The 17,145-nt window shown below is 75.0% G+C and carries 15 protein-coding genes; 9 read left to right on the top strand and 6 right to left on the bottom strand.

Annotation, left to right across the window (positions count from 1 at the left end):
• Positions 1 to 159 precede the first annotated feature (159 nt).
• Positions 160 to 1,032, top strand: coding sequence for an AAA family ATPase (locus ACFVVA_RS08830; protein WP_387687183.1), 873 nt, complete (start codon positions 160 to 162; stop codon positions 1,030 to 1,032).
• Positions 1,029 to 2,453 carry a VWA domain-containing protein gene (locus ACFVVA_RS08825; RefSeq protein ID WP_387687181.1) on the top strand — a complete coding sequence of 475 codons (1,425 nt, stop codon included), beginning with the start codon at positions 1,029 to 1,031 and terminating at the stop codon, positions 2,451 to 2,453. The genes ACFVVA_RS08830 and ACFVVA_RS08825 overlap by 4 nt, the downstream gene beginning before the upstream one ends.
• A gap of 70 nt (positions 2,454 to 2,523) precedes the next feature.
• On the opposite strand, the gene ACFVVA_RS08820 is transcribed toward ACFVVA_RS08825, so the two are convergent.
• The 3 genes from ACFVVA_RS08820 to ACFVVA_RS08810 all read right to left on the bottom strand — a co-directional run bounded on the left by ACFVVA_RS08820 (position 2,524) and on the right by ACFVVA_RS08810 (position 8,307).
• Positions 2,524 to 3,507 (bottom strand): alpha/beta fold hydrolase, encoded by a 984-nt coding sequence (locus ACFVVA_RS08820; RefSeq protein WP_387687179.1) that lies wholly within the window; start codon positions 3,505 to 3,507, stop codon positions 2,524 to 2,526.
• Positions 3,508 to 3,644: 137 nt separating this feature from the next.
• Positions 3,645 to 7,142 (bottom strand): S8 family serine peptidase, encoded by a 3,498-nt coding sequence (locus tag ACFVVA_RS08815; RefSeq protein ID WP_387687177.1) that lies wholly within the window; start codon positions 7,140 to 7,142, stop codon positions 3,645 to 3,647.
• 313 nt (positions 7,143 to 7,455) lie between these two features.
• The gene (locus tag ACFVVA_RS08810) at positions 7,456 to 8,307 is read right to left on the bottom strand and encodes a siderophore-interacting protein (protein ID WP_387687175.1); all 852 of its coding nucleotides are present in this window, start codon (positions 8,305 to 8,307) and stop codon (positions 7,456 to 7,458) included.
• Positions 8,308 to 8,388: 81 nt separating this feature from the next.
• Between ACFVVA_RS08810 and ACFVVA_RS08805 the strand changes: the two genes are divergently transcribed.
• The 4 genes from ACFVVA_RS08805 (at position 8,389) to ACFVVA_RS08790 (ending at position 11,708) form a co-directional block, all read left to right on the top strand.
• Positions 8,389 to 9,282: a TetR/AcrR family transcriptional regulator gene (locus ACFVVA_RS08805; RefSeq protein WP_387687173.1), complete on the top strand. Its 894-nt coding sequence runs from the start codon at positions 8,389 to 8,391 to the stop codon at positions 9,280 to 9,282.
• 227 nt (positions 9,283 to 9,509) lie between these two features.
• On the top strand, positions 9,510 to 10,034 hold the full coding sequence (locus ACFVVA_RS08800) for a SigE family RNA polymerase sigma factor (RefSeq protein WP_359900955.1): 525 nt from the start codon (positions 9,510 to 9,512) through the stop codon (positions 10,032 to 10,034).
• On the top strand, positions 10,021 to 10,818 hold the full coding sequence (locus ACFVVA_RS08795; RefSeq protein WP_387687170.1) for a hypothetical protein: 798 nt from the start codon (positions 10,021 to 10,023) through the stop codon (positions 10,816 to 10,818). Before ACFVVA_RS08800 ends, ACFVVA_RS08795 begins: the two co-directional genes overlap by 14 nt.
• Positions 10,819 to 10,922: 104 nt before the next feature.
• Complete coding sequence (locus ACFVVA_RS08790) at positions 10,923 to 11,708, top strand: L,D-transpeptidase family protein (RefSeq protein ID WP_387687169.1); 786 nt, start codon at positions 10,923 to 10,925, stop codon at positions 11,706 to 11,708.
• Between the two features lie 85 nt (positions 11,709 to 11,793).
• Here ACFVVA_RS08790 and ACFVVA_RS08785 read toward each other — a convergent pair whose 3' ends face one another.
• Positions 11,794 to 11,991 (bottom strand): hypothetical protein, encoded by a 198-nt coding sequence (locus ACFVVA_RS08785; protein ID WP_380544189.1) that lies wholly within the window; start codon positions 11,989 to 11,991, stop codon positions 11,794 to 11,796.
• 189 nt (positions 11,992 to 12,180) lie between these two features.
• On the opposite strand from ACFVVA_RS08785, the gene ACFVVA_RS08780 reads away from it, so the two are divergent.
• Both ACFVVA_RS08780 and ACFVVA_RS08775 read left to right on the top strand, forming a co-directional pair.
• The gene (locus tag ACFVVA_RS08780; RefSeq protein WP_387687166.1) at positions 12,181 to 13,530 is read left to right on the top strand and encodes a D-alanyl-D-alanine carboxypeptidase family protein; all 1,350 of its coding nucleotides are present in this window, start codon (positions 12,181 to 12,183) and stop codon (positions 13,528 to 13,530) included.
• Positions 13,531 to 13,584: 54 nt separating this feature from the next.
• Positions 13,585 to 13,998: a PPOX class F420-dependent oxidoreductase gene (locus ACFVVA_RS08775; protein WP_387687164.1), complete on the top strand. Its 414-nt coding sequence runs from the start codon at positions 13,585 to 13,587 to the stop codon at positions 13,996 to 13,998.
• Between the two features lies 1 nt (position 13,999).
• On the opposite strand, the gene ACFVVA_RS08770 is transcribed toward ACFVVA_RS08775, so the two are convergent.
• Positions 14,000 to 14,779, bottom strand: a complete 780-nt coding sequence (locus tag ACFVVA_RS08770; protein ID WP_387687162.1) for an MBL fold metallo-hydrolase — start codon at positions 14,777 to 14,779, stop codon at positions 14,000 to 14,002.
• A gap of 150 nt (positions 14,780 to 14,929) precedes the next feature.
• Between ACFVVA_RS08770 and ACFVVA_RS08765 the strand changes: the two genes are divergently transcribed.
• The gene (locus tag ACFVVA_RS08765) at positions 14,930 to 15,331 is read left to right on the top strand and encodes an NTP pyrophosphohydrolase (RefSeq protein WP_387687160.1); all 402 of its coding nucleotides are present in this window, start codon (positions 14,930 to 14,932) and stop codon (positions 15,329 to 15,331) included.
• On the opposite strand, the gene ACFVVA_RS08760 is transcribed toward ACFVVA_RS08765, so the two are convergent.
• Positions 15,269 to 17,035 (bottom strand): TROVE domain-containing protein, encoded by a 1,767-nt coding sequence (locus ACFVVA_RS08760; protein ID WP_387687158.1) that lies wholly within the window; start codon positions 17,033 to 17,035, stop codon positions 15,269 to 15,271. The genes ACFVVA_RS08765 and ACFVVA_RS08760 overlap by 63 nt on opposite strands.
• Positions 17,036 to 17,145 lie beyond the last annotated feature (110 nt).

The following is a 17,145-nucleotide window of genomic DNA, read 5'->3' as shown; positions in this document are numbered from 1 at the left end:
ACGGCGGCGGCGTACGGCACCCTCACCGGGCCGTGCGCCGCCGCGCCGACCGCTCCCCCGGCACGCCCCTGGCCCCGGACGCCCACCCCCGGGACAGCGAAGTGACCGGCCGGTAGGGTGGCGCCGCACGGAGACGGCGAACCGGAACGGGGCGAGCGGATGAGCGACAACGGCACGGGTTTCTTCACCTCGGTGGCGGACGCCGCCGAACAGCTGGCCGCCACCGGCTACCTGGCCTCCACGGCCGTGGCCACCACCGTCTTCCTCGCCGACCGGCTCGGCAAGCCGCTGCTGGTCGAGGGCCCGGCCGGGGTCGGCAAGACCGAACTCGCCAAGGCGGTGGCCGCGATCGGCCGCGCCCGGCTGGTCCGGCTCCAGTGCTACGAGGGCATCGACGAGGCCCGCGCGCTCTACGAGTGGAACCACGCCAAGCAGCTGCTGCGGATCACCGCCGGCCGCGACGAGGGCTGGCAGGAGGCCCGCACCGACATCTTCGGCGAGGAGTTCCTGCTCACCCGCCCGCTGCTCACCGCGATCCGCGGCGAGGAGCCGACGGTGCTGCTGATCGACGAGATGGACAAGGCCGACGTCGAGGTGGAGGCGCTGCTGCTGGAGGTGCTCAGCGACTTCCAGGTCACCGTCCCCGAGCTCGGCACCATCACCGCCACCCGCCGCCCCTTCGTCCTGCTCACCTCGAACGCCACCCGCGAGCTCTCCGAGGCGCTGCGCCGCCGCTGCCTCTTCCTCCACCTCGACTACCCCGAGGCCGAGTTGGAGCGCCGGATCGTCCGCCTCAAGGTGCCCGGCCTGGACGGGACGCTGGCCGAGTCGCTGGTCCGGGTCGTCGGCGCGCTGCGCGCGATGGACCTGCGCAAGGCGCCGTCCGTCGCCGAGACCATCGACTGGGCCCGCACCCTGCTCGCCCTCGGCGCCGACACCCTCGACGGGACGGTCGTCCGGGAGACCCTCGGGGTGATCCTCAAGCACCAGGACGACGTCCGCAAGGCCGCCCAGAAGCTCACCCTCGCGTGACGACACCCCCGCGGGCCGACACCGCCGCCCGCCTCACCGGCCTGGTCCGCGCCCTGCGCGGGCACGGCCTGCGGATCGGCCCGGCCGAGACGGTGGACGCCGCCGCCGTGCTGGAGGTCCTCGGTTTCGCCGACCGCGAGCAGATGCGGGCCGGTGTGGCCGCGGCCCTGCTGCGCTCGGAGGGCCAGCGGGGCGTCTTCGACGCCGCCTTCGACCTGTTCTTCCCCCTCGGTGTCGGCACCCCGGAGGCCGTCCGGGCCGACCCGCCGCCCGTCCCCGACGACCCCGAGCCGCCGCGCTTCGGCCGCCCCGACCCGCTGCGCGAGCAGCTGCGCGAACGCCTGGCCGCCGCGCTGGCCGACGACGACCGCGCCGCCCAGGCCCGGCTGGCTGGCGAGGTGGTGGAGGCGTTCGGCCGGTACGGCGCCGGCGGCACGCCGGGCTCGGACGGCTGGTCCGCCCAGCAGGCGCTCGGCCGGCTCGCCCCCGAGACGCTGCTCGCCCGCGTCCTGGCCGCCCTGCGCGAGCGGCGGAGCGCCCCGGACCTCTCCGACCTGGTGCTCGCCGACGAGATCCGCCGCCGCATCCAGGACTTCCGCGCCCTCGCCGCCGGCGAGGCCCGCCGCCGGGTCGCCGAGCTGCGCGGCCCCGAGCGGATCGCCGAACGCGCCGTCGCCCCCACCGCCGACCTGGTCGACTTCCTCTACGCGGGGCGCGACCAGCTCGCCGAACTGCGCCGCACCGTCCACCCCTTGGCCCGCAAGCTGGCCACCCGGCTGGCCGCCCGGCGCCGCCGCGCCGCCCGCGGCGAGATCGACCTGCGCCGCACCCTGCGCCGCTCGCTGAGCACCGGCGGGGTGCCGCTGCGCCCCGCGTACCGGCTGCGCCGCCCGGCCCGCCCGGAGCTGGTGCTGCTGTGCGACGTCTCCGGCTCGGTGGCGGGCTTCGCAGACTTCACCATGCTGCTGGTGCAGGCGATGAGCGAACAGTTCAGCAAGGTCCGGGTGTTCGCGTTCGTCAACCGCACCGCCGAGGTGACCGGCCTGCTGCGCGGCGGCGACGACCCGGCCCGCCTGGCCGCGCGGATCCTCGCCGAGGCCGAGGTGACGGGCTACCACGGCAACAGCGACTACGGCGCCGCGCTCGGCGAGTTCGCCGAGCGGCACCTGGACGCCGTCGGCCCGCGCACCTGCGTGCTGGTCCTCGGCGACGCCAGGAACAACCAGCGCGACCCCAACGCGGACGCGCTGCGCCGGATCGCCGGCCGGGCCCGCCGGGTGTTCTGGCTCAACCCCGAGCAGCCCTCGCTCTGGCCGACCGGCGACTCCGCCGCCCTCGTGTACGCGGGCGTGGTGGAGATGCACTCCTGCCGCAACGCGCGCCGCCTCGGCGAGCTGATCGCCCGCCTGCTGCCGGTCTGACGCCGGCCCGACGGTGCGGGGCGCCGGTCGCGGCCCCCTCCCCGGACGGCCGCGACCGGTGCCCCGGGGTCTACTTGTCGAGGTGGGCCAGGAAGTCCAGCAGCGCCGCGTTGACCTCGGCCGGGCGCTCCTGCTGCGTCCAGTGCCCGGTCTCCGGCAGCCGGACGTGCCCGTGCAGCCTGGGCACCCGGCTCAGCAGGTGGTCCAGCACCGGGCGCGGGACCATCGCGTTGACGAGGTCCTGCTCCCCCACCACGAAGAGCGCGGGCACGTCGACCGTCACCCCGGTGAAGGCGGCCAGCAGTTCGGCGTTGCGGTCGAGGTTGCGGTACCAGTTGAGCCCGCCGGTGAAGGCCTTCTCGCCGTGCGGGGCGTAGTCGGCCTCGAAGGCGTCGAGGTCCGCCTCGGTGAGCCAGTCCGGCAGGCGTTCCGGCTCCGGGAGGCTGTCCAGCAGTCCCTGGCCCTCGGGGACGATCCACACGCGCGGCGTGCCGTCCGGCGACTTCGCGGACAGGATGCGGCGCAGGCTGGTCCGGACGTCCGCGGCCAGTTCGGCGTCGGCCCGGCCGGGCTCCTGGAAGTAGACCTGGTAGTAGCCCTCGCCGAAGGCCGCCCGGGCGGCCTCCAGCGGCGGCGGCCCGCCCACCGGCAGCGGCGGCACGCTCAGCCCGGCCACCGCGCGCACCAGGTCCGGCCGCAGCGCCGCGGTGGCCCAGGCCACCGGCGCGCCCCAGTCGTGCCCGACCACGACCGCCCGTTCCTCGCCGAGCGCGCCGATCAGCGCCGTCACGTCGCCGACCAGGTGCAGCAGGCTGTACTGGTCCACCCGCTCGGGCCGGTCGCTGCGGGCGAATCCGCGCTGGTCCGGCGCGACGACCCGGTAGCCGGCCTCGGCGAGCGGCGCGAACTGGTGGCGCCAGGAGTACCAGCTCTCCGGAAAGCCGTGCAGCAGCAGGACCAGCGGGCCTTCGCCCTGCTCCGCGTAGTGCAGCCGGACGCCGTTCACCTCGATCTCGCCGTGCTTGATCGCGTCGTTCAACTCGCCACTCCCCATCCGGTGAAGACATGCCGTCACTTCCGACCCTGCCCAGCCGACCGCCCCCGGAACCCCGCCGGCTCCGGGCGGCGGAAGCGGCCGAGGCCGCCCCGGAATCCCGGGACGGCCTCGGCCTTGAAGCAGATGACGTAGCGTCAGTTCACGGTGTAGCTGTACGGGATCGCCGCGAGCACCGAACCGGTGGTGTTCAGGACGTTGTTGGCGGTGGCCACGCCGGTCGGGCCGGACACCAGGTACAGCACGCCCTTGACGGTGCTGCCCTTCGGGCCGGTCGGGGTCAGCGTCACCTGGAGCGAGCCGGTGGCGCCGGGGGCGACGGTCACCGGGGTGGCGGCCGCGGCCGAGGCGTTCACCGAGGCGGCGTACGGGTCACCGGTGCTGGAGGTCAGCGCCGGGTCGAAGGCCTGGGTGTGCGCGGTGGCCGTGATGGTGGAGGTGCCGGCGGGCGCGGAGCCGCTGCCGAACGGGCCGATCTGCTGGACGAAGGTGCCCCAGGTGCCGGGGACGACCGGCTGCTCGGCGGTGCCGTTGTCGGTGACCACCGAGACGGTCGAGCCGTCCTGGGCCTTCTTCAGGTCGCCGAACAGGTCCGGCGAGCCGGTGGTGGCGCTCAGCTCGATCTGCGCCGGCGTCGAGGACGCCGCCACGGCCTTGAGCCGGTCGGTACCCGGGGGCACCAGGAAGGACGGCACCGCGGAGCTGAGGCTCAGCGGCAGGCTGACGGTCGCCGAGGCGCCCTGCGGCACCAGCGCCAGGTCGACCCGGCGGTCCAGCCGGCCGTCGGCCGCGATCCGCTGGGTCGCGACGGTGTTGTTGGTGTAGTTCACCTGGACGGTGACCGGCTTGCCGGCCGCCAGCTTGGTGCGGGCGTCGTTCGGCAGACCGGCCGCGGTGGCCTGGTTCTGGTTGAACGCGACGCTGCCGGTGAAGTCCTGGGCGAGCTCCTGGCCGCTGACCGGGCCGAGCACGTTCAGGACGAAGCGCCAGCGGCCGGCGGCCGGGTTGACGGCGGTGGCCGAGACGCCGTTGCCGGTGCCGGACAGGTTGCCCTGGGCGTCGAACTGCCCGTTGCCCTCGATGTCGACCGGGGTGCCGTTCGGGCTGATCAGCGCGCCCTGCATGAGCAGCTTCGGGTCCTTGCCGACGGTCACGCCGACCCGCAGGTCCTTCTGGCCCTTCGGGACGTCGAAGGCGTACGCGAAGCTCTGGGTCGGCGAGGCGCTGCGGCCGTTGCCACCGGTGACGGTGCCGGTGAAGGTGCCCTTGCCCTGGTTGACCGGGACGAGGCTGCGCAGCACGACCGGGACGCTGGTGGTGTTGCCGTTGGAGCTGGAGACCAGGACGGCCTCGCTGGAGTCACCGCTGGTGGCCGGGGTGGTGAGCTGGACCTTGAGGGTCTTGGTCTGGCCCGGCTTCAGGTCGGTGGTGTTCGGGCTCACGGTGCCGGCCGGCACCGCGCGCTGGGTGGCGGTGCCCAGCTGGACGGCGCCGCTGTAGCCGGCCTTGCCGGCCGGGGTGTAGAGGATCGCGGTCCACTCGCCGGCCACCGGGTGCGGAACGTCCACCAGGCCGAAGTTCGCCGGGGTGGCGCCGCCCTGCGGACGGGTGTTGGTCTCGAAGCGGCCCGAGGGGTCGAGCAGCGTCATGCGGACCACCGGTCCGTTGGTGACCGGGTTGGGCGCGCCCTGCCAGGCGATCGAGGCCGCGAGGCGGTCGGCGCCGGCCGGGACGGTGAACTTGACCTGCTTCTGCACCCAGTCCGCGCCGTTGGTCGCGTACTTGAAGGTGTCCTTCGAGGACGGGTCCAGCTGGACGGTCTGCTGGTTGCCCGACTGCGGGGCGAAGCTGCGGGTCGCGGCGCTCACCGTCTGGGTGGTGTCACTGGTGTTGGTGACGGACACGTCGGCGGTGTGGGTCGAGCCGGGGGCGCCGGCGATGTCGACCTGGCCGGTGTTGACCACGACGGTCTTGGCGCCGTCGGTGCCGTCCCCGTCGTCGTAGCCGCGGGCGGCCTCGACGGCGGCGCGGACGTTCAGCAGGCCGGCGCCCTGCTCCTCGGCCGGCACGCCGAGGTCGGTGGCGGTGCCGGTGAGGAACTTCTTCACCAGCGCCGGGGCGGGCGAGTCGCCGCCGTGGGTGTCGCGGTAGGCCTGGATGACCAGGGCCGCGGCGCCGGTGACGAACGGGGCCGACTGGCTGGTGCCGCCGAACGGCTGGATCGGCGAGGGCTGGCCGTTGTAGCCCGTGCAGTCGGTGTACTTGCTGGTGTCGGGCGTGCACAGCGCCCAGTCCGACTCACCCGGGGCGACCAGGTCGACGGTCCGGCCGGCCTGGGTGAAGCCGCCCGAGGAGAGCGCGGAGATCCGGCTGTTGCTCCAGGTCCGGTTGGAGAACTGGGAGGCCGCGTAGCCGGTCTGCTGGTAGTTCTGGTTGTCGGTGGAGGCGCCGACCGCGATCACGTACGGGTCGGTGGCCGGGGTGCCGACCGTGCCGCTGATGCCGGCGTCACCGCTGGAGACGGCGACGGTGACACCGGCCTTGACGGCCTGCTCGTTGAAGAGCGAGATGGTGTCGTGCGCGCCGCTGTCCGGGGTGACGTTGCCGCCGAAGGACTCGTTCAGCACGTCGACGTGGGCGACCCGCACCGCGTAGTCGATCGACTGCAGGATCGAGGAGTTGGACATCATCTCGCCGCCGGCCTTCAGCGCGACCAGGTCGGCGTCCGGGGCGAGGCCGCGGATGCGGATGTTGCAGCCGGCCGGGAGCGGGTGCGAGGAGTTCACGAACTTGGAGACGTCGTAGACCTGGCGGCCCTGGGCGATGACCGCCGAGGCGTCGCCGAAGGCCTCGGCCGCACCGGTCGGCGCGTCCCAGCCGTCGCCCGCGAAGTCCTGGTAGTCGACCACGGCGTGCGAGCCGTCGGCCCGGATGAAGTCCGGGTTGTTGGGGTCGAGGCCGTCGGCGATGTAGGCGACCTTGACGCCCTTGCCGGTGGCCAGGTCCTCCACGCCGGGCTTGCCGTTGCCGGTGACGGCCCGGGTCGAGTAGAGGCCCTCGGGCTCCAGCAGCGGCTTGCTCGGGTCGGAGGGGCAGACCGTGTTGGTCGCGTTCTCCTCCGCCCCCTGGCCGTTACTGCCCGAAACGGCCTGCGGAGCGGCATCGGCCTTGGGCGCCTTGGCGCCGGCGGCGGCCGCGTCCTTGGCCGCCTTCGCCTTTCCGGCGGCCGCCGGGGCGACCTGGACCTGGGCGTCGGCCACCACGGTGGAGACGGCCGGGTCCGCCTGGAGCTGGGCGCGCAGGGCGGGGCTGACCGTGGCCGAGAAGGCGTTGCCGACCACGAAGCTCTTGATGTCGGTGCCGCCGGCCGCCTTGACCTTCTTCAGCAGCGGCGCCTGGGCGTCGGCGGTCTTCTGCTGCCGGGCGCCGAGGTGGCCGTGGTCGGCCGGGGCGTCCGCGATCTGGTCCTTCAGAATCACGATCACCGGCACCGGGGCCCCGTCCGCGGACGCCGCCTGGGCGTTCTGCGGGTCGGGGGCCGGGGCCGCGCTCGCCATGGTCCCGAGGCTCAGGACCATCGACGCGGCGGTGACCGTGACGGCCGCCGCCAGCTGGGTTTTCCGCCAGCCGATCATATAAATCCTCTCGTCAGATGGATAGCTGACGCATTCCAACGCACCTGAGAGGATCACGACAAGGGGGTAAATCCCCATCAGAAAGTAAAGTTGACCATCAATCAGTAAAATTCACGGAGGAAATCGGGCCGAATCATCATCTTTCAGCCGATCGGCCCTTACCGGCCCCGGAGCGACTCCACCGCGGGAAGGGCGGTGGCGGCTCCCTTCCCGCGCCACCGCCCGGCGAAACGACCTGCCCGGCGAACCGGCGCGTCCGGCTGCTGCCGAGACCGCCGCCCACCCGCCGCCCGGCCCGCCCGGCCCGCCCCGGTCAGTACCCGGCCAGCCGCTCCTGAACGTCCGCCAGGTCCTCGGCGGTCGGCGCGTCGTCCTGGGTCAGCCGGTGGCGCCAGTAGCCGGTGAAGTCGACGGACGCCTTCGGCACCCCGCGCTCCTCGACCAGGTGGCGGCGCAGCGCCCGGACCGCCCCCGCCTCGCCGGCCAGCCAGGCGAACGGCCGGCCCGGCGGCAGCTCGGCGGACCGGACGGCCCCGGTCAGCACGGCGCCCGGGGCGGCGCCGTCCCGGTGCAGCCAGTGCACGGCGAGGCCCTCCGACCCCTCCAGCGGCTGTCGCTCGGCCTCGTCCGCGACCTCGACGTACGCCACCGCCGGCACCCCGGCGGGCAGCGCCCCGACCAGCGTCGCGAGCGCCGGCAGCGCGGTCTCGTCACCGGCCAGCAGCACCCAGTCGGCCGCCGCCGCGGCCTCGGCGAACGGGACCGGCGGGGCGTACAGCGCGGAGGGGCCGACCATCCCGAGCCGGTCCCCCGGCGCGGCCCGCAGCGCCCAGGCGGCGGCCGGCCCGGTGTCGCCGTGCAGCACGAAGTCGATCTCGACCAGCCGGGTGCCGGGGCGCCGGCCGCGCAGGGTGAAGCCGCGCAGCAGCGGGCGCCGCTCCTCGGGGATCGCCAGGTAGGCCCGGTACCAGCCCATCGGGTCGTCCTGCCGGGCGGGCAGCACCGGCTCGCGCTGGCCGGGGCGGGGGAAGCAGAGCTTGAGCTGCTGGTCGGGGGTGGTACCGACGGCGTCGGGCAGTTCCTCGGCGGCGAAGGTGATCCGGGCGGTGCGCGGCGTGATCCGGCGGACCTCGACGACCTCGACGAAGGTGACGGGCAATGTCATCACGAAACCCCTTCGGTTGGTAACCTTACGGCATAAAGAGTTGCCGCAGGGGCGATACTTTACGCCATAAGGAGATGTCGGATGACCGTCTACGCCGGACAGGGCGACGCCCATCGCTCGCTCGCCCTGCTCTGGGGTGCGCCCGCGGAACCGCGCACCGGGCGCAGCGGCCCCAAGCCGGGCCTGAGCGTGGACGCGATCGTGTCGGCCGGAATCGCGGTGGCCGACGCCGAGGGCATGGCCGCACTGTCGATGCGCGCCGTGGGCGAACGGCTCGGCCGCACCGCGATGGCGCTCTACACCTACGTGCCCGGCAAGGCCGAACTGCTCGACCTGATGCACGACCGGGTGCTCGCCGAGCTCCCGGTCGAACGCCCCGCCGAACGCCCAGCCGAATACCCCTCCGAACTCCCCGGTGAGCGCCCCGGTGAGCGCCCCGCCGAATTCCCGTCCGGACTCCCCGACGGACTCCCCGACGAACTCCCGGACGACCTCTTTGCCGCCGAGGACTGGAGGGGGGCCGTCACCGCCTGGGCCGAGAACCTGTACGACTGCTACCTGCGCCACCCCTGGGTGCTCCAGGTCTCGCAGGCCCGCCCGGTGCTCGGCCCCGCCGAACTCGCCGCGATGGAGGCGCTGTTGCGCGCGCTGCGACCGGCCGCGCTGGCTCCCCGGCGGCTGCGCGGGGCGGTCGCCGCACTCTGGCAGTTCGTCCGCGGCCTGGCCGCCACCACCGCCGACGCGCGCGGCGCGGCCGCCGCGACCGGCGTCACCGACGAGGACTGGTGGGCCGGCCGCTCCGCCCGACTGGTCGAACTCGCCCCGGACTTCGCGGAACGCTTCCCCCTGCTCGTCGCCCTGCAGAGCGAAGGCGGCGGCGCCCCGGAGGACGGCCACCTGGAGGCCTTCCGCAGCGGGCTCGCCGTGCTGCTCGACGGCATCGCGGCGGAGGGCCTCCCGACCGATCCGCGGTGACGCGGTCCCGGGAGCCGAGGACCGGGGACCGGGCCGTTACGGGCGGTACGGCCCCCGGGCTCGGGCCCCGCCGCTCCGCGCCGGCCCGAAAAACTTTTTTCCGCAGGCAGGCAACCCGCCCCGTCACCCATCGCGTTCAGCAGCCGTGAGAATGAGACCACCACCGCGGCCGACCAGGCCGCCGCAGCGAACGGGAACGGCACGAGCACCATGGCGGGGACAGCACGATGAGGGACGCGACACCGGACTTCGAGGAGTTCGTCTCCGCCTGCGGACCGAAGCTGCTGCGCACGGCCTGGATGCTGACCGGCGACCGGCACCAGGCCGAGGACCTGCTGCAGACCGCACTGGCCAAGGTCTGGCCCAAGTGGGAGCGGATCGCCCCCGACCGTCCCGAGGCGTACCTGCGCAAGGTCCTGGTCAACTGCCACGTCTCCTGGTGGCGCCGCCGCTGGACCGGGGAACTGCCGCACGGCGAACTGCCGGACCGGCCGTCGCCGGGCGCGGACCCGTACGAGGACGTGGTGGTCGGGCAGGTCGTCGCCCAGGCCGTCCGGGCGCTGCCGCCGCGTCAGCGGGCCGTGGTCGTGCTGCGCTTCTTCGAGGACCTCAGCGTGGAGGAGACCGCCGAGGCGCTGCGCTGCTCCACCGGCACGGTCAAGAGCCAGACGCACCACGCGCTGGCCGCCCTGCGCGGCCGGCTGCCCACCCGGGAACTGCTGCTGGACGGAGGACACCGTGACCGGATGTGACCTGCTGGACCCGGACGCGCACGGGCCCGCCGGCGGCGACGAGGAACAGGAGCTGCGGTTCCTGCTCCAGCGGGCCGTACCGGACCTGGACGCCCCCGAGGACCGGATGGACCGGGTCCGCGCCCGCGCCGCCCGCACCCGCTCCCGGCGGCGGACCGCCACGATCGGCGCCGGACTGACCGGCGGGCTGGTCGCCGCGGCGCTGGCGGCCGCACCCGCCGTCGCCCCGGCCCCGGAACGAGGAGCGGCCGCGGGGCCGGTGGCGGCACCGTCCGCCGTGGCCACGGTCCCGCCCCCGGAGGCGACCATCCGCTTTCCGGCCCTGCCGGACGTGTCCGTCGACGTACCGCACGGCTGGCGCACCCGCGACGGCCTCACCGACGACCCCCGGGACGGCATCGGCTTCCTGGCCACCCACCCGCTCGACGTGAAGTCGTCCTGCCCGGAGGGCGGCCTCTGCGTGCCCGTCGGACCGCTCACCGCCGACGACGCCTTCGTCATGCTCCAACTGGTCGACGACCAGGCCCGGATCCAGCAGGCCGCCGCAGGCCCGGCCACCCTCACCGAGGGCAGGCCCGAGGCGTTCTGCACGACGTACGGCGGCACCCGGCAGCTCGTCGGGCACCGCGTCGTCGTCCGGGGCGGCCGTCCCGCGCTGATCGAGCTGACGGCCTGCCTGCGCGAGCCGTCCGACCCGACACTGCGACAGGTACGGCAGGTGCTCGACTCCCTGCGGACCACCTCCGGAGGCGGCAGCACGCCGGCGAACACCCCGCGCGGCTGATCCGAACTCTCTCCTCCCTCCCCGGCGTTCCTCTCCCGGCTCCTCCCGAAGCCCCTCTCCCCGAGTTCCTTTCCGGAAGCTCCTGTCCCGAAGGCCGAACCGCCATGTCCCTACCCCGTCGCGCCCTGGCCAGGCTGGCGCTGCTCCTCGTGAGCTGCGCGCCCAACACCACCGCAGGGCCCGTGCCGCCGGCCGCGGCCGTCCCCGACACCCCGGGCACCCCCGGCGCCCCCGCGCCCGCAGCGCCCACGCCGCACCCCACCGCGGCCGCCGTGGCCGCCCGGCCCGCTCCGCCCGAACTGCCGCGCCGACTGCCCGGGGTCGGGCCCCGCCTGCTGGCCGCCGTACCCGCCGGGACGCGGCAGGCGCTGGTCGTCACCGGCGACGGCCCCGACGCCTCGACCGGCCGCGCCGTCCTCTACCGCGACGACGGCACGGGCTGGCTCGCCGGCCCGACCTGGCCCACCCGCAACGCCCTGCACGGCTGGACCTCGGACCACCACGAGGGCGATCTGCGCTCGCCCATCGGCGTGTTCACCCTCGGCGACGCCGGCGGACGCCTGCCCGACCCGGGCACCCGGCTGCCCTACGACCACACCGACGACTTCAGCATCTCCGGCACCGGATTCGCGGGCGAGCCACTCGCCGGGGCCTTCGACTACGTGGTGGCCATCGACTACAACCGCGTGCCCGGCGCCTCCCCGCTCGACCGGCGCCGCCCGCGCGGCGGGCAGTACGGCGGTGGCATCTGGCTGCACGTCGACCACGGCGGGCCCACCCACGGCTGCATCGGCCTGACCCCCGACCGGATGCGCGAACTGCTCCTCGCCCTCGACCCCGCCCTGCACCCGGTGGTGGTCATGGGCGACGCCCCGGCCCTGGCCCGCTGAGGGCCGGGCACCCGGTGCGGACCCCGCCGGCGGCGGCCGCACCGCGGTTCGCCGCCGCGCCACCGCTCCCCGCCTCCCCGCCGCGCTAACCGTGCCGGGCGGCGGGGAGCGTCAGCAGGACACCGAGCACCACCAGGGTCGCGTACCCGGCGATCTCGTGGCCCGCCGGCACCAGGACCCGGACGAAGCCGAACAGCCGGAAGCCCTCGATCCAGGTGGACAACAGGCCCGAGGCGCCGCCGACGATCAACACCGAACCGAGGTAGCCGAGCAGGGTCTTCATGCCCCCGAGCCTAGGAAGGCGGCCGGTCGCCGGACGTCCGACTTTCGGTGCGGACCCGCGCCACCAAAGTCGTCCCTTCCGCACGGTCCGCACGGCTCCGGGCGGCCCCCGGGCTCCGCACGCGTCCGCAGAACTCCGGACGGAGCAGCAGGCCCGGCGGCCCGGCGGCGGCGCGGGTACGTTCGCCGTGTGCAGCCCAAGCGTGAGCAGCAGAAGTCCCCGTACGTCACCAGGGCCGCGGCCGGCACCGCCGCCTGCGCCGCCCTGGTGCTCTCCGTCGCCGCCCCGGCGGCCCTCGCCCAGGACTCCGTCCCCGCCGTCGGCGGGGAGCGGCTCGGCCGCCAGGCCGTCCAGGTCGAGCCGCTCGCCGGAGCGCCGGCCCTGCCGTCCGAACTGACCGGCCGCTCCTGGCTGGTCGCCGACGCGGCCACCGGCGAGGTGCTCGCCGCCCGTGACGCCCACCTGCCGTTGCCCCCGGCCAGCACCCTCAAGATGCTGTTCGCGGACACCGTGCTGCCCAAGTTCGACCGGGGCCTGGAACACAAGGTCACCACGGCCGAACTCGCCAGCCTCGGCGCCGGCAGCAGCCTGGTCGGCGTCAAGGAGAACCTGGCCTACCGGGTCGAGGACCTCTGGCGGGGCGTCTTCCTCAGTTCCGGCAACGACGCCGTCCACGTCCTCTCCCACATGAACGGCGGCATCCAGCGGACCGTCACCGAGATGCAGGAGCGCGCCCGGGCCCTCCAGGCCCGGGACACCCATGTGGTCTCCCCCGACGGCTACGACATGGACGGCCAGGTCTCCTCCGCCTACGACCTCACGCTCTTCGCCCGGGCCGGGCTGCACAACACCGACTTCCGCTCCTACTGCTCCACCCGCACCGCGAGCTTCCCCGGCGGGCTGGACAAGACCACCGGCCGGCGCACCAGCTTCGACATCGCCAACACCGACAAGCTGCTCGGCAAGTACCCCGGCCTGATCGGCGTCAAGAACGGCTACACCACCAACGCGGGCGCCACCTTCACCGGCGCCGCCGAACGCGACGGCCGCACCCTGCTGGTGACGGTGATGCACCCCGAGGCGCAGGGCAAGGTGTACGACGAGGCCGCCAGCCTGCTCGACTGGGGCTTCGCGGCCGCCGGGAAGGTCCAGCCGGTCGGCAAACTGGTCGACGAGCCCGCCGGCCCCTCGCCCTCCCCGTCCGCCGGGGCCGAGGCCGAGGCCGTCGACCAGCTCCCGCCCTGGTCCCGCCCGCCGGTGGCCGGCAGCTCCGACTCCGGCTTCGCCGCCGCCGTCTGGACCGCCGCGGCCCTCGGCACCGCGCTCGCCGCCTGGGCCACCGCCCGCACCGCCGCCCGCCGCCGGGCCGCGCCCGCCCCGGCCGTCCCCGTCCCCGCGTACAGCGGGGGCGGCGCGACCTCCGTCGGGGGCGCCACCGGCGTCGGTGGCCGCGGCCGGCGCCGCGTGGTCCGCCACGCCCGCACGCTGGTCCGCAGCGCCCGCCCCCGCGCCCGAACCCACCGACCCGGATCCGACTGACCGGCGAGGAGGGTACCCGGCGGGAATGGTCGGACACGCCCTAGACTTCCGGCCATGACCACGCCCGACCCCTCCGCCGCGGACCGGCTCTCCCGGATCGTCCGGCTCTCCTCCGGGAGCTACCTGCTCGTCACCACGTACAAGAAGGACGGCAGCACCGTACCGACCCCGGTGTGGGTGGTGCGTGACGGGGAGGCGCTCGGCGTCTGGACCGTCGCGGACTCCTGGAAGGTCAAGCGGATCCGCAACCGCGCGGAAGTGCTGGTCGGCCCCTGCGACGTCAAGGGCAACCCGACCGGCGACCAGTACCCCGCCACCGCCGAGATCCTCGGCCCCGAGCGCACCGCCGCCTACCGCACGCTGCTGCGCCAGAAGTACGGCCTGCTCGGCGTGCTCACCCTGCTCGGCAGCCGGCTGCGGCGCGGCGAGCGCGGCACCGTCGGCATCCGGATCACGCTCGCGGACTGAGTTACGGGTGCGGGCCCGCCAGCACGCTGGGCAGCCCGACGAACTCCGACTCCGGCCCGAACCGCTCCTCCAGCCCGTCCGCCAGGGCGTTCAGCGCGGCCGCGCCGTCGCCCTGGAAGGAGGAGCCGTGCATCACCGCCAGGGTGCGCGGGCGCAGCTCGGCCAGGGAGCGCAGCGCGGCCGCGGCGGCCGTCAGGCAGGAGGTCTGGCGGAACAGCCGCTCGGACTCCAGGGCCGGTTCGACCAGGTCGGCGTCGGTGACGGCGGGCCCGTTGCCGAGGTGGGTGAACAGGTCTCCGCAGAACAGGGTGCGGGTCTGCTCCTCGAACAGCACCCGTGCCTCCCAGCCGTGCGGCACGTGCGGGGTGTTGATGTTGCGCAGCCGGCGGCGCACCCGGCGCCCGCCGAGGTCCAGCACCTCGCCGTCGTCCATCGGCACCGGCGGACGGTCGGCCAGGTCGTTCAGCGAGACCAGGCAGCCCAGCGTGTTGTGCGCCACCCGCGCGTGCGGTGCCGCGGCGAGGAACTCGTTCATCGCCCCGCACTCGTCCGCCTCGACGTGCCCGAAGGTCACCCAGCGCAGCCGTTCCAGCGGCACCACCTTCCCGATCGCCTCCGAGACGACCGGGAACAGTTGGCGCATCCCGGTGTGGAAGATCAGCGGCTCCTCGGCGTCGACCAGGAACTGGTTGAAGGTGAACCCGGTGGGCGGGGCGATCTCCGGGACGAAGGTCGAGACCCGGTAGATGCGTTCGGCGATCTCGTCGATGCGTGTCTCCATGGGCCCGTTGCCTACCCGACCGCCGTGCGGCCGCCCGGCAGCACATGCCGGACATGCCGGGCGCGTCCCCGGTTCGGCCGAGCCGCGTGCGCGCGGCCCGGCACGTGCCCGCGGCCGGGCGCGGGGCGACGACGTGGCAGGCTGGCGGCCATGGACGAGAACGCGGCCGGGCCGCTCCCCCTGCTGGTCGTCGACGGCGCGAACGTGGTCGGCTCCGTGCCGGACGGCTGGTGGCGGGACCGGCGGGGCGCCGCCGAGCGGCTGCGGGACGGGCTGGTCGCGGTGGCCGCCCGGGGCGTGCCGGAGCTGCCCGGCCCGCTGGAGGTGGTCCTGGTGGTGGAGGGCGCGGCCCGGGGCGTCGACGGGGTGGCCGGGGTGCGGGTGGTCGCGGCGAGCGGCAGCGGGGACGACCGGATCGTGGAGCTGGTCCGCGCGGCCCGTACCGAGGCTCCGGAGCGGACCTGCCTGGTGGTCACCGCTGACCGTGAACTACGGTCCCGGGTCGGCGTGTTGGGTGCCGGGGTGACCGGGCCGCGCAGTGTGCGGAGCTGACCGCTCCCAGGGGTGGCCGCCGTCCTGGCCGCTCTCCAGCAGCGGGATCAGCGCGAAGGACGCGTCGCTGAGGCCGCCGAGGGTGTAGCGGCGCGGGCCGGGGGCGGTGTGGCCGACGGCGTAGCCGGCCAGGTTCCAGGTGTACACCGGGACGTCCTCGGGGACGGGCGCGAACGGGTCGGCGCTCGACCAGTGGGCCTGCTCGTCGGTGACCACGACCACCCGGTCGTGGTCCCGGTAGTGCCGGCGGACCGCGCCCGCCGTGTCGGTGCCGCCCAGGTTGCGGAAGAGCCCCAGGGTCCGCAGCACCGAGGGTTCCGGTTCGACCGCCCGGCTGCCGGTGCCGAACTGGACCAGGTCGGCCCGCTCGGCCCGCAGGGCCAGCGCGGTGCCGAAGACGGCGGCGGTGTCCGCCCGGTTCAGCCGGGTCCGGGCCGACGGCAGGTCGAACATCGAGGACGAGCGGTCCACCAGCACCAGGGTGCGGCCGGGCAGCGCGGGCACCCCGGCCAGCGAGTGCCCGAGGGCGGTCTCCAGGGGCTCGGACCAGCGTGACGAGCCGGTGGCGCGGTGGGCGGCGAGGAAGCGGAACGGGAACTGCCGGGAGCGCCGGACCTCCTCCGGGTCGGCGATCCGGTCGGCCGCCCGCGCCGCCGGCTCGTCGCCGACCCCGGCCTGGTCGAAGTTGCGGAGGTTGCGCACCAGCGCCATCGGGCCCATCGAGGGGATGACGGCCTCCCAGGCGGCGGCGTCCAGCGGGCCCTGCAGCCAGCCGGCCAGGGCCTCCCAGGTCATCCCGGCCTCGACGAGGCGCTGCGCGCCGCCGGGCTCGGTGACCAGCGCCCTGCGGTCGGCCGGCGGGACGCCGAGCAGCGCGTGGTGGGCGCTCAGCAGCCGCTGGTCGGCGGGCGGCAGGGCGCGGTCCGGGCGGTGGCGGCGGTCCAGGGCGTACCGGAACAGCGCGCCCTGCCAGGGCTTGTCCGGGTCGGGCGCGGGGTGGGTGAGCTCCAGGACGTCACCGAAGCGGAAGGCGCGCGAAGGCGTGTCGTACTTCAGCAGCGCGGGGCCGGTGTAGAGCCGGCGGACCGCGTCGCCGATGCCGCGGCGCAGCGGCTGGGGCAGCCGACGGCCGTACCGGCCGGTCCAGCGCGCCAGCAACTCGCCCGGCTCGTCGGGGCGTTGGAGCACCGCGTCGACGGCCTGCCGGGAGTACCCGGCGGCGCCGGCCGCCGACCGGGCGTGGACGAACTCGACGGCCCCGACCAGGGCGGCCGTCCGGACGCGGAACCCGGTGCGCAGCCAGCGCAGCAGCCCGAGGGTCCACTCGGGGTCGCTCACGGCGTGCTCGCGGATCAGCCGCACGTACCGCTCGTCGCGTTCGACGGCCGACTCGTAGAAGCTCTCCTGGCCGAACAGGTGGGAGACCGCGAGGAGGAACAGCTCCTCCTTCGGCTCCCGGAGGTAGCCGGTGCCGCCCTGGTGGTTGGTGACGGCCGTCCCCGGGGCGGCCGTCCCTCCCGGGGTGGCCGCGGTGCGCCGGACGACCGGCGGCGGCGCCGAGCGCAGGTGCCGGACCTCCGGGATCGGCCACTGGCCGTGGGTGGAGAGCGGGGAGGGCACCCCCCGTGCGGTGAGTCCCGGTAGTTCTCGCTGGATCTCGGCCCTGGTGGCGGCCTTGGTCCGTTGGCGGTTGAACCGGGTCATGCAGAGGTCCCCCTGGTGGGTGGTCGGGCCGGAGCGGGAGGGAAGGACGAGGCGGGAGGGGAAGGGCGAGACGGGGCACGCGGGGACGGGCGCGGGCCGAAACCGGCGCG

The sequence above is a fragment of the Kitasatospora sp. NPDC058048 genome, from assembly GCF_042885555.1.
Taxonomy (GTDB): domain Bacteria; phylum Actinomycetota; class Actinomycetes; order Streptomycetales; family Streptomycetaceae; genus Kitasatospora; species Kitasatospora lactacystinica.
Note: the sequence above shows the minus strand (reverse complement) of the source record. Positions and strands in the feature narration are given on the sequence as shown.

What these genes read in the sequence shown, in the direction of transcription:
- ACFVVA_RS08770 (WP_387687162.1), bottom strand. Translation starts at nt 14,779, where the DNA reads ATGGAGACACGCATCGACGAGATCGCCGAACGCATCTACCGGGTCTCG.
- ACFVVA_RS08810 (WP_387687175.1), bottom strand. Translation starts at nt 8,307, where the DNA reads ATGACATTGCCCGTCACCTTCGTCGAGGTCGTCGAGGTCCGCCGGATC.
- ACFVVA_RS08815 (WP_387687177.1), bottom strand. Translation starts at nt 7,142, where the DNA reads ATGATCGGCTGGCGGAAAACCCAGCTGGCGGCGGCCGTCACGGTCACC.
- ACFVVA_RS08765 (WP_387687160.1), top strand. Translation starts at nt 14,930, where the DNA reads ATGGACGAGAACGCGGCCGGGCCGCTCCCCCTGCTGGTCGTCGACGGC.
- ACFVVA_RS08790 (WP_387687169.1), top strand. Translation starts at nt 10,923, where the DNA reads ATGTCCCTACCCCGTCGCGCCCTGGCCAGGCTGGCGCTGCTCCTCGTG.
- ACFVVA_RS08760 (WP_387687158.1), bottom strand. Translation starts at nt 17,035, where the DNA reads ATGACCCGGTTCAACCGCCAACGGACCAAGGCCGCCACCAGGGCCGAG.
- ACFVVA_RS08785 (WP_380544189.1), bottom strand. Translation starts at nt 11,991, where the DNA reads ATGAAGACCCTGCTCGGCTACCTCGGTTCGGTGTTGATCGTCGGCGGC.
- ACFVVA_RS08830 (WP_387687183.1), top strand. Translation starts at nt 160, where the DNA reads ATGAGCGACAACGGCACGGGTTTCTTCACCTCGGTGGCGGACGCCGCC.
- ACFVVA_RS08800 (WP_359900955.1), top strand. Translation starts at nt 9,510, where the DNA reads ATGAGGGACGCGACACCGGACTTCGAGGAGTTCGTCTCCGCCTGCGGA.
- ACFVVA_RS08820 (WP_387687179.1), bottom strand. Translation starts at nt 3,507, where the DNA reads ATGGGGAGTGGCGAGTTGAACGACGCGATCAAGCACGGCGAGATCGAG.
- ACFVVA_RS08775 (WP_387687164.1), top strand. Translation starts at nt 13,585, where the DNA reads ATGACCACGCCCGACCCCTCCGCCGCGGACCGGCTCTCCCGGATCGTC.
- ACFVVA_RS08805 (WP_387687173.1), top strand. Translation starts at nt 8,389, where the DNA reads ATGACCGTCTACGCCGGACAGGGCGACGCCCATCGCTCGCTCGCCCTG.